We start from the raw sequence: 9,018 nt of genomic DNA on the forward strand, positions 1-9,018 counted from the left end.
ACTCGTAGGGCAAAAGCCAGAGTTTGTAGCACTCTATCACAAGCGGTAGCTACTGTCGCAGGGTAAAGTTAATCGATATTGCATATGCACAAAAATGACTACGGCTCGCACAGGGCCACTCAAAGATGGCGGTTTGCCTGCTGATTGTGCACCTGCCGAAAATGCATAAACACGTGCATGAGCTGCTCGGAATATCGAATACTCTTACCTATCGGAATTGTGTGCTTTTCCTGCATAAAGCGATGGTTTGCGCACGTCAGCGTGGTATTCTAGACATACGCAAATTCGTATAAGCTGGAGGTAGCATGTTCTCAATCGGTCAACACGTCATTCATCCGGGCCAGGGAGTCTGCACCGTCGTCGGTTTTAGGGACGACACGCCGCAGCCCATGTTGCTGCTCGAGACCAAGCAGGGACATGCGCAGACGATCCTCATGTACCCCGTGGCGCAAGCCGACCGTCTGCATGCCGCCATCTCTCATCAGGATGCCGAGCACCTGCTGAGCCACTACGACGAGCTGGAGTGCGACACTTTTACCGAGCGCAACAGCTCGCTTGAGGAGACGCACTTTAAGCAGCAGCTCAAGCTGGGCGCGCCCGAGACGGTCCGCGTGGCAAAAACCATGATGCACCGCATTCGCCAGGCCGAGGAAGCTGATAAAAAGCCCAGTTCCTACTACATGCGTGTGCTCAAGGAGGCCAAGCGCCGCTCTATAGAGGAGTTCGCCGTGGCCCTGGGCGTCACCGAAGAGGCCGCCGAAGCCCGCCTAGCCCAAGCCGCCCTCAACTAACCTGCCCACGCCAAAACCACCACAAAGGGGACAGGCACCTTTGTGGTGGTTTTCTTGTTCTAGTAGTATTCAATCTTATCGATACCCACGAGCACAAGGAGTCTGTTATGGCAGAGTCGCTTACCGCCGGAATCACCCGCGACCGCGCATTCGAACTGCTCAACGAGCACAACAAGGATCCGTTCCACATCACCCATGGCGAAACCGTCGAGGGCACCATGCGCTACTTTGCGCGCGAGTTCGACCCCGAGAACGAGGAGTTCTGGGGCATCGTCGGCCTGCTCCACGACCTGGATTGGGAGGAGCATGAGGACGACCCCATGAACCACACCATCTACGCTGCCGAGATCCTCGAAGGCGAAGGTGCCTCTCCTGAGCTCATCCGTGCCATTCAGTCGCACACGTCCGATTTCAACACTTCGCTGCCCAAGCCCGAGCTGCAGATGGAGAAGATCCTGTTTGCCTGCGACGAACTTACCGGCCTGATCGGAGCTGCCGTCATCATGCGACCGAGCAAGAGCGTCATGGACTTTACGACCAAGTCGCTCAAGAAGAAGTTCAAGGACAAGCGCTTCGCCGCCGGCTGCTCGCGCGACGTGATTTCGCAGGGCGCCGAGATGCTGGGCTGGGAGCTCCCCGAGCTCTTTGACCGCACCATCGCAGCCATGCAGTCCTTCGCTCCCGATCGCGACACCTTCCAGGCCTAACACTAAAACCACCACAAAGGGGACAGGCACCTTTGTGGTGGTTTTTGTTTGCATCAGAACGAGCTAACCTGCCTTGCGAATCGACCACTCCCCTACACCCGTCAGGCGCTGAATCTGACGGATCGAAAGGCCGGCGCTCCGCATCGCAGCCAAAATCTCATTTCGTTTGGCCTTATCGAGGGCTTTAACATCGGAAAGCTCACTCAGCCCAAACGAGCGAATCAGCGATATTCCCACATCTAAAGCTTCATCTTCATCGATGCGCCCACCCGCTGACGGACGAACAACCACGACATCGGATGCGTCCATAAAGGCCCGATAGTCGCAAGCGCGCGGAAACGCAAGGCGAACAAACGCCAAATCGACCGTCGCAATAGCTGGGTCGCGTTCAACATAATCCAGATGGCTGCTCCATCGATACTCGCCATACGGACAAATACCGGCTTTTTGCGGATTGAAATGCACGTATCGAATAGCATCGAGAAGATGTTCCTCGCTCGAAATGGGAGTGCTCGAAAATCTATCCTGAAAAACGTGGCCGACATGCCCATGCCGGCGGTTATACCATGTTGCGTAGCAAGACATGACAAGGTGCATGGACTCACTTACGTTATCATCGGGATCGCTCGCGACAAGATGCACGTGATTGCCCATCAGGCACCAAGCAATAAGTTTGACGTTGAACCTCGATAACGACGACCGGACAAGCGACAACAGCCGCCTCCTGTCTGCATCATCCTCAAATAGAAGCTGTTTGCCGTTGCCCCTCATCGTAATGTGATATAGGCCAATCTGCGATTTCTGCCGAGGTTTTCTTGACATGGGCATCTCCTTGCTCTCATGTCAAAAATAACCCCGCGACGCACGCAAAGCGGCGAGAATCTATTCACCGATTATGCCGCCCACCTGCCGAAATGCCATCTATTGCTTAACGAAAATATGCTTAGATACACTTGAGCAACGAACGAATGCGCGAGGAAGCAAAAACCACCACAAAGGTGCCTGTCCCCTTCGTGGTGGTTTTTGCTTACGAGAGGTTTAGGGGCGGACCTGGCCGGTGCCGCGGAGCTTGTATTTGTAGGTGGTGAGGGCCTCGGCGGCAAAGGGGCCGCGGGCGTGGAGCTTTTGGGTCGAGATGCCGATCTCGGCGCCCAGTCCAAACTCGCCGCCGTCGGTGAAGCGCGTACTGGCATTGGCATACACGGCCGAGGCATCGATCTCATCCAAAAAGCGCTCGCAAGCGTCCGCGTCCTCGGCGATGATGGCCTCGGAATGCATGGTGCCGTAGCGGTTGATGTGCGCGATGGCCTCATCCTCGTCCGCCACGACCTTCACGCTCATCTCGAGCGCCAGATACTCGTGGCCCCAATCCTCCTCGGTCGCGGCCACGTAGTCGTCGCCCTCGGCAAGACCGGCGTCGGCGCATGCGGCGCACGTGGCCTCGTCGCCGTGAATGAGCACGCCGTGGTCGTGCAGCACAGCCACAGCCGCGGGCAAAAACGTGTCTGCCACGGCGCGGTCGACCAGCAGCGACTCGGCGGCATTGCACACGCCCACGCGCTGCGTCTTAGCGTTGACGATAATGTTGAGCGCCTTATCAAAGTCGGCGGATTCATGCACGTAGATGTGACAGTTACCCGTGCCCGTCTCGATCACCGGTACGAGCGACTCGCGTACACAACGCTGAATCAGGCCCGCACCGCCACGCGGAATGAGCACATCGACGATGCCGCGGAGCTTCATGAGCTCGCCGGTGGCCTCGCGGTCGGTAGACTCGATCATCGACACTGCTTCGCGCGGGAAACCCTGGGCCTCAAGCGCATCGGCCAGCAGCTCGGCAATCATGGCGCACGAGTGATACGCCAGCGAACCGCCGCGCAGGATGCAGGCGTTGCCGGTGCGGATGCAGATGCCCGCGGCGTCGGCCGTCACGTTGGGACGTGCCTCGTAGACCATGGCAACCAGACCCAGCGGCACAGTCACACGCGTAAGGTCCACACCACTTGCAAGCACGCGATGGTCGAGCACGCGGCCCACGGGATCGGGCAGCTCAGCGAGCTTCTCCAGGCCGGCGGCCATGCCGTCAACGCGCTCGCGCGTCAACAGCAGGCGGTCGAGCAGTCCGGCCGAGGTGCCCGCATCGCGCGCGACAGACATATCGAGCTCGTTGGCGGCAATGATGCAATCGACACCGTCGCGCAGCGCCGCGGCCATGGCGCGCACGGCCTCCTGGCGCTGGGCATCGCTCGCCGTGGCAAGCGCGGCAGAAGCGGCCTTGGCCTCGACGGCAAGATCGTGGACATACGTGGCTATATCGACCGACATGGACGGCCCTTTCTCTTAGATGTTTGCCAACCATGGTAGCCGATTTATGCGCATCCTCGCCGACGGCGGTAGAATTGGTCAACCCGAAACACCGCAACGAATGGAAGCATTACATGGCGCTCATCACTTCGTACCACGTCCCCGGCCTGTATGTCGAGGACCACAGCATCGATGTCCCTCTCGACTGGCGCGGCCTTGAGCCAATGCTTTTGGCCGTCGGCAGCACTATGCGCCGCGGCGCCATGCCGGCGCCCATCGCCGGCGCGCCCGAGAGCATCAAGCTTTTCTACCGCGTGGTTTGCGCACCCGACCGCATCAACGACGATCTGCCGCTGCTCCTGTTTTTGCAGGGCGGCCCCGGCGGCGAGAGCCCGCGTCCGCTGTCGCCCACCAGCGACGGCTGGATCGAGGAGGCCGTCAAGCATTTCCGTGTCGTGCTGCCCGACCAGCGCGGTACCGGACGCAGCAGCTGTGTAGACGGGCGCACGATTGCCGCGCTGGGCGAGCGCGCGGAGGCAACCGGTGCCGATGCGGCCCGCTCGCAGGCAGACTTTCTCAAGCGTCACCTCGCCAGCTCCATCGTGCGCGATTTTGAGTACCTGCGTCTGGTGGGCTTTGGCGGCAAGCCCTGGGTCACGATCGGCCAGAGCTACGGCGGATTTTTGACGCTGAGTTATTTGCCCCTCTTCCCGGAGGGCGTGACGGCAAGCTTTACCTGCGGCGGCATTCCGCACGTGCCGGCGAGCGCCAGCGAGGTCTACGCGCACACTTTCCCGCGCATGGCGGCCAAGACCCAGCAGTATTACGACCGCTACCCCGCCGATGTCGAGCGCGTGGCGGCGCTGGCCGATGCGATCGAGGTGCAAAAGCCCGCACTGCCCGACGGTTCGCCGATGACGGTCGAGCGCCTGCAGCTCATGGGCAGCGACTTTGGCATGAAGCCGAGCTTTGAGCGCATGCACTGGATTATCGACCACGCGTTTGTTGATGGTGACGGCACGCTGAGCTGCGGCGCCTCGGTATCCGACAGCTTTTTGATGCGCGCTTTCGAGCGCACCAATACGCGCACGAACCCGCCGTACTGGACACTGCAGGAGTTCATCTACGCCGACGGCGACACCATGCCCATTCGCTGGGCCGCAGCAGAAGAGAAAGCCCATCGTGCCGAGTTCGACACCCTCGCACGCCCGCTCATGTTTACCGGCGAGGCCATGTTCCCGTGGATGTTTGAGCAGATGCCCGAACTTAAGCCCTTCAAGCCGGCGATGGACCTGCTGATGGAGGACACCAGCTGGGACAAGATCTACGACCCGCAGCGCCTGGCCTGTAACGAGGTACCGCTCCAGGCCGCGGTATACTTCGATGACATGTACGTGGACTCGGGCATGCAGCTCGACACGCTCAGCCGCGTGGGCAACTCGCACGCCTGGGTGACCAACGAGTTCGAGCACGACGGCCTGCACGGCAGCGTGGTATTCAAGCACCTCTTCGACGAAGCCCTCAACCGCGGAGACCTGCGTCGAATCTTCTAGCAAAGGAGCGTCCCAAAGTGCCGGCACAAAAGGAACGTCCCCAAGTGCCGGCACGAAAAAGACAGCCCTGCGGGAAACGATCCACAGCACTGTCTTTCTTTATGCAAATACGATCAAGTTATCCCTGTGTATCGCCGGCTTTTCGGCCAGGTCTGCGAGCAGGCGGTTGCTGACAATCTGATCCTGGCGGCGGCCGGCTGCAAGCTCCAGCACGTCCGAATCGGCCTCGGCGATACCGCGGGCGACGACCATGCCGCTCGGGTCGCACACGTCGAGCACATCGCCCTCGGCAAACGCGCCATCGACCTCGCGAATACCCACCGCAAGCAGGGAAGAGCCACGGCTGACCAGCGCCTTCGCAGCACCATCATCGACCGTCACCGAGCCATGTGCCTTGTCACCCAGTGCGATCCACAGCTTGCGGGGTGCGATGTCCAGACGCTCCGCCGGCGGATCGAACAGCGTGCCCACGCTCTCGCCGCGGGCGAGACGCACGAGCGCATCGGGCTCCTCTCCCGAGCAAATCACGCTCTGAATGCCCGCCGTCATCAGAATGCGGCTCGCGCGGATCTTGGTAATCATGCCGCCCGTGCCCACCGATGTGGAAGAATCGCCCGCCGAGGCGATAATCTTGGCATCGATCTTATGCACGACCGGGACAAACTCGGCCGTCGGGTCCTCATGCGGATTGGCGGTGTAGAGGCCGTCGATGTCGGACAGCGTCACGCACAGATCGGCAGAAACCAGGCAGCTCACAAGCGCCGCCAGCGTGTCATTGTCGCCAAACTTGATCTCATCGACGGTGACGGTATCGTTCTCGTTGACGACCGGCACCACGCCAAGCTCCACTAGGCGCAGCAGGGCATCGCGCGCGTGCAGGTAGGACGTACGGCGCGCCGTGTCGTGGCGCGTGAGCAGCACGAGCGAGGTGAGCAGGTCGCGCGCATGAAACTCCTCGTCGTAGGCCGACGAGATGATGCACTGACCAGCCGAGGCGCAGGCCTGCAGGCTCGGCAGGTCGCCGACCGGCTTGCGGTCGAAGCCCAACACGGGATAGCCACAGGCGATAGCGCCCGAGCTCACCACGACCAGACGCCAGCCGAGCTTGCGCAGCGCTGCGGCCTGATCGGCAAGTCCACCGATAAAGGCACGGTTGACCTTTCCGTCGGCCCCCACCACCGTGGACGAACCGATCTTTACCACCATCGTTTTATAAGAAGTCGTCATACGTTAAACCAATCGAATGTTCAGCGAACGGACGAACCAGCAAGCGGGAAAATAGTCCGTTTTCCTCCGTCCCCTTCGAATCATTTTGCCCAGGGAAAGGCAGAAGCCGCGGCCATGTTCTTGCGCACGAGCTCGTCGCGCACCTGGGCCAGGCCCTGTTCCATACCCACCACGTAGGTCTGCGGATACAGGAAGCGCTTGTAGACCGGATCCAGATGATCGAGCGCCCAAGCACAGCGCTCGCGCGCGTCCTGGATGCTCTCACGCGGAGCCACCGCACTGCCATCGCGCACGATCGGCACCAGCAGTTCGCGATACTCAAGTTCGGACACGTCAGTCACCAGGGCGGCATCGTTCACGGCCACGAGGGTATTGCCGCGCGCGGCGCCCTCCCCTGCCAGATGGTCCTCGTCATAAATCATGTCGCAGACCGGGCCACCAAAGCCGTCGTAATAGCGGCGCACGCGTTGCACACCCGGGATCGTGCGCTTGTAGGGCTGCTCGGAGAGCTTGACCACCGGCGTCCACGGATCTGCCTCGCTCGCACGGCGGGCGGAAAGCTTGTACACGCCACCCAGCGCCGGCTGGTCATAGCAGGTCGCAAGCTTGGTACCCACGCCAAAGCTGTCGATGGGCGCGCCCTGGTCGAGCAGCGACTGAATCGTGTACTCATCCAGATCGTTAGAAACCGAGATCCCCACATAGGGCAGGCCCTCGGCATCAAAACGGCCGCGAACATACTTGGAGAGCTTGGCAAGGTCACCCGAATCAATGCGAATAGCCGACAGGCGCTCGCCCACCGCCTCCATCTCCTTGGCAACCGTAATGGCATGCTCGCAGCCCTCGCGCACGTCATAGGTGTCGATAAGCAGCGTACAGTTCTTGGGGCTCGACTTGGCAAAGGCACGGAAGGCCTCGAGCTCGGAATCGAAGCTCATCACCCAGCTGTGCGCATGCGTGCCAAAGACGGGAATACCGTAGCGGCGGCCGGCGAGCACATTGGACGTAGAGGAGCAGCCGGCAACGTAGCTCGCACGCGCGACGGCAAGGCCGCCATCGGGACCCTGGGCGCGGCGCAGGCCAAACTCCGCCACGGAGCGACCGTCGGCGGCGAGCACCACGCGCGCCGTCTTGGTGGCGACAAGCGTCTGAAATCCGACGATGTTGAGCAGCGCCGTCTCGAGCAGCTGGCACTCCAGCGCGGGGCCAGTGACGCGCACCATGGGCTCGCGCGGAAAGACGAGCTCGCCCTCGGGCACGGCGTCGATGTTTACATGTGCACGAAAATCGCGCAGGTAGTCGAGGAATCCAGGCTTGAACATCGCGCCGCCGGCAGGGGCCTGGAGCGAGGCGAGGTAGTCGATGTCCTCGGGCGTAAAGCGCAGATTCTCGACCAGCTCGGGCAGTTCGGCGGTGCCGCACATGACGGCATAGGCGCTGCCAAAGGGATGATCGCGGTAAAACGCGGTAAAACAACCCTGCTCATTGGCCTTGCCGCTCTCCCACAGGCCCTGGGCCATAGTGAGTTCGTACAGATCGGTGAGCATTGCGATGTCGGTGGGATGAGAGATATCGGTCAAAGCCATGGGGCGACCTTTCGGATGTGTGGTGCAGAATTTGAGGGTTGGACGAGAGCAGAGCATGCGGACATGACGCCCGATGCAAATCGGTTAGAGCAGGCCCATGCTGGTCAGGATCGTGTAGCCCATAAAGATGACAAACGCGATGAGGGCAAGGACAATGATGATTTTTTGAGCCGGCGCCATGCCAGGGATCTCGTTCTCGCCCGTAGGTTCCTTGGAGGTAACCATGCGCTGGGCAAAGGTCATCTCGTCACGGCTCGGCTTGGGCTCGACGGACTTGGAACGAACGACCTTATTAGGCTGAGGTTTGGGCGCGGCAGGTGCAGGCTTCGCAGCAGCGGGCTTGAGTGCGGGCGCGGGCGCCGGCGCGGATGCGGCGCTCGCGGCGACCTCCTCGGCCTTCGCACGCTCGGCACGCAGGGCGGCCAGCTCCTCACGCTCGCGGCGTGCCTCTTCCTGGGCCTCGCGACGAGCCTTCTCGGCGCGGAGCTCTTCCAACTCGGCGCGCTCCTCGGAAGACAGTGGTTGGGACTCAAGCTCGGCCATGGTGCAGCCCTTTCTTTCAAAAAAAGCCGCCGACACAATGTCGACGGCTTATCAAATCCAAGGGTGGAGACGAAGGGAGTCGAACCCTCGGCCTCTGCCATGCGACGGCAGCGCTCTCCCAACTGAGCTACGTCCCCAGGACAAGTCGATATTTTACCTACGGCTCGCCAACTGTCAACGCCCAATAACCAGTCTTTTTGGGACGGGGCTTTTTTGACTACTTTTCGAGCGAGCGAACCAACCGATGATTTTTTAAGGCTCTGTTAGACCAGGATTGACATACATGTGTCCCCACGGTGCCATATCG

8 protein-coding genes and 1 tRNA gene are annotated in these 9,018 nt (G+C 60.9%); 3 read left to right on the forward strand and 6 right to left on the reverse strand.

What is annotated here, in order from left to right; translation table 11 throughout:
- Nucleotides 1-305: 305 nt before the first annotated feature.
- Both DW123_RS07210 and DW123_RS07215 read left to right on the forward strand, forming a co-directional pair.
- Nucleotides 306-791, forward strand: coding sequence for a CarD family transcriptional regulator (locus tag DW123_RS07210; protein WP_118273678.1), 486 nt, complete (start codon nt 306-308; stop codon nt 789-791).
- Nucleotides 792-898: 107 nt separating this feature from the next.
- Nucleotides 899-1,498: an HD domain-containing protein gene (locus DW123_RS07215; protein ID WP_117743969.1), complete on the forward strand. Its 600-nt coding sequence runs from the start codon at nt 899-901 to the stop codon at nt 1,496-1,498.
- A gap of 63 nt (nt 1,499-1,561) precedes the next feature.
- On the opposite strand, the gene DW123_RS07220 is transcribed toward DW123_RS07215, so the two are convergent.
- On the reverse strand, nt 1,562-2,320 hold the full coding sequence (locus tag DW123_RS07220) for a transposase (RefSeq protein ID WP_158570746.1): 759 nt from the start codon (nt 2,318-2,320) through the stop codon (nt 1,562-1,564).
- A gap of 216 nt (nt 2,321-2,536) precedes the next feature.
- Nucleotides 2,537-3,823, reverse strand: a complete 1,287-nt coding sequence (locus DW123_RS07225) for a glutamate-5-semialdehyde dehydrogenase (RefSeq protein WP_117798748.1) — start codon at nt 3,821-3,823, stop codon at nt 2,537-2,539.
- A 113-nt stretch (nt 3,824-3,936) separates the two neighbouring features.
- Here DW123_RS07225 and DW123_RS07230 point away from each other — a divergent pair, with 113 nt between their 5' ends.
- Nucleotides 3,937-5,355, forward strand: coding sequence for an alpha/beta fold hydrolase (locus DW123_RS07230; RefSeq protein ID WP_118291505.1), 1,419 nt, complete (start codon nt 3,937-3,939; stop codon nt 5,353-5,355).
- Between the two features lie 99 nt (nt 5,356-5,454).
- Here the strand turns inward: DW123_RS07230 and proB are convergent, their stop codons facing one another.
- The 4 genes from proB to DW123_RS07250 form a co-directional block, all read right to left on the reverse strand.
- The gene (gene proB / locus DW123_RS07235; RefSeq protein WP_117743972.1) at nt 5,455-6,582 is read right to left on the reverse strand and encodes a glutamate 5-kinase; all 1,128 of its coding nucleotides are present in this window, start codon (nt 6,580-6,582) and stop codon (nt 5,455-5,457) included.
- An 80-nt stretch (nt 6,583-6,662) separates the two neighbouring features.
- Nucleotides 6,663-8,168, reverse strand: coding sequence for a nicotinate phosphoribosyltransferase (locus tag DW123_RS07240; protein ID WP_118273681.1), 1,506 nt, complete (start codon nt 8,166-8,168; stop codon nt 6,663-6,665).
- Nucleotides 8,169-8,252: 84 nt separating this feature from the next.
- Nucleotides 8,253-8,711 carry a hypothetical protein gene (locus DW123_RS07245; RefSeq protein ID WP_117763105.1) on the reverse strand — a complete coding sequence of 153 codons (459 nt, stop codon included), beginning with the start codon at nt 8,709-8,711 and terminating at the stop codon, nt 8,253-8,255.
- 64 nt (nt 8,712-8,775) lie between these two features.
- Nucleotides 8,776-8,848, reverse strand: a tRNA-Ala gene (locus DW123_RS07250).
- Between the last annotated feature and the right edge of the window lie 170 nt (nt 8,849-9,018).

Source organism: Collinsella sp. AM10-26 (assembly GCF_003472525.1).
GTDB lineage: Bacteria > Actinomycetota > Coriobacteriia > Coriobacteriales > Coriobacteriaceae > Collinsella.

Coding starts and splice junctions, on each gene's coding strand:
- DW123_RS07210 (WP_118273678.1), top strand. CDS start 306: ATGTTCTCAATCGGTCAACACGTCATTCATCCGGGCCAGGGAGTCTGC.
- DW123_RS07225 (WP_117798748.1), bottom strand. CDS start 3,823: ATGTCGGTCGATATAGCCACGTATGTCCACGATCTTGCCGTCGAGGCC.
- DW123_RS07220 (WP_158570746.1), bottom strand. CDS start 2,320: ATGTCAAGAAAACCTCGGCAGAAATCGCAGATTGGCCTATATCACATT.
- DW123_RS07215 (WP_117743969.1), top strand. CDS start 899: ATGGCAGAGTCGCTTACCGCCGGAATCACCCGCGACCGCGCATTCGAA.
- DW123_RS07230 (WP_118291505.1), top strand. CDS start 3,937: ATGGCGCTCATCACTTCGTACCACGTCCCCGGCCTGTATGTCGAGGAC.
- proB (WP_117743972.1), bottom strand. CDS start 6,582: ATGACGACTTCTTATAAAACGATGGTGGTAAAGATCGGTTCGTCCACG.
- DW123_RS07240 (WP_118273681.1), bottom strand. CDS start 8,168: ATGGCTTTGACCGATATCTCTCATCCCACCGACATCGCAATGCTCACC.
- DW123_RS07245 (WP_117763105.1), bottom strand. CDS start 8,711: ATGGCCGAGCTTGAGTCCCAACCACTGTCTTCCGAGGAGCGCGCCGAG.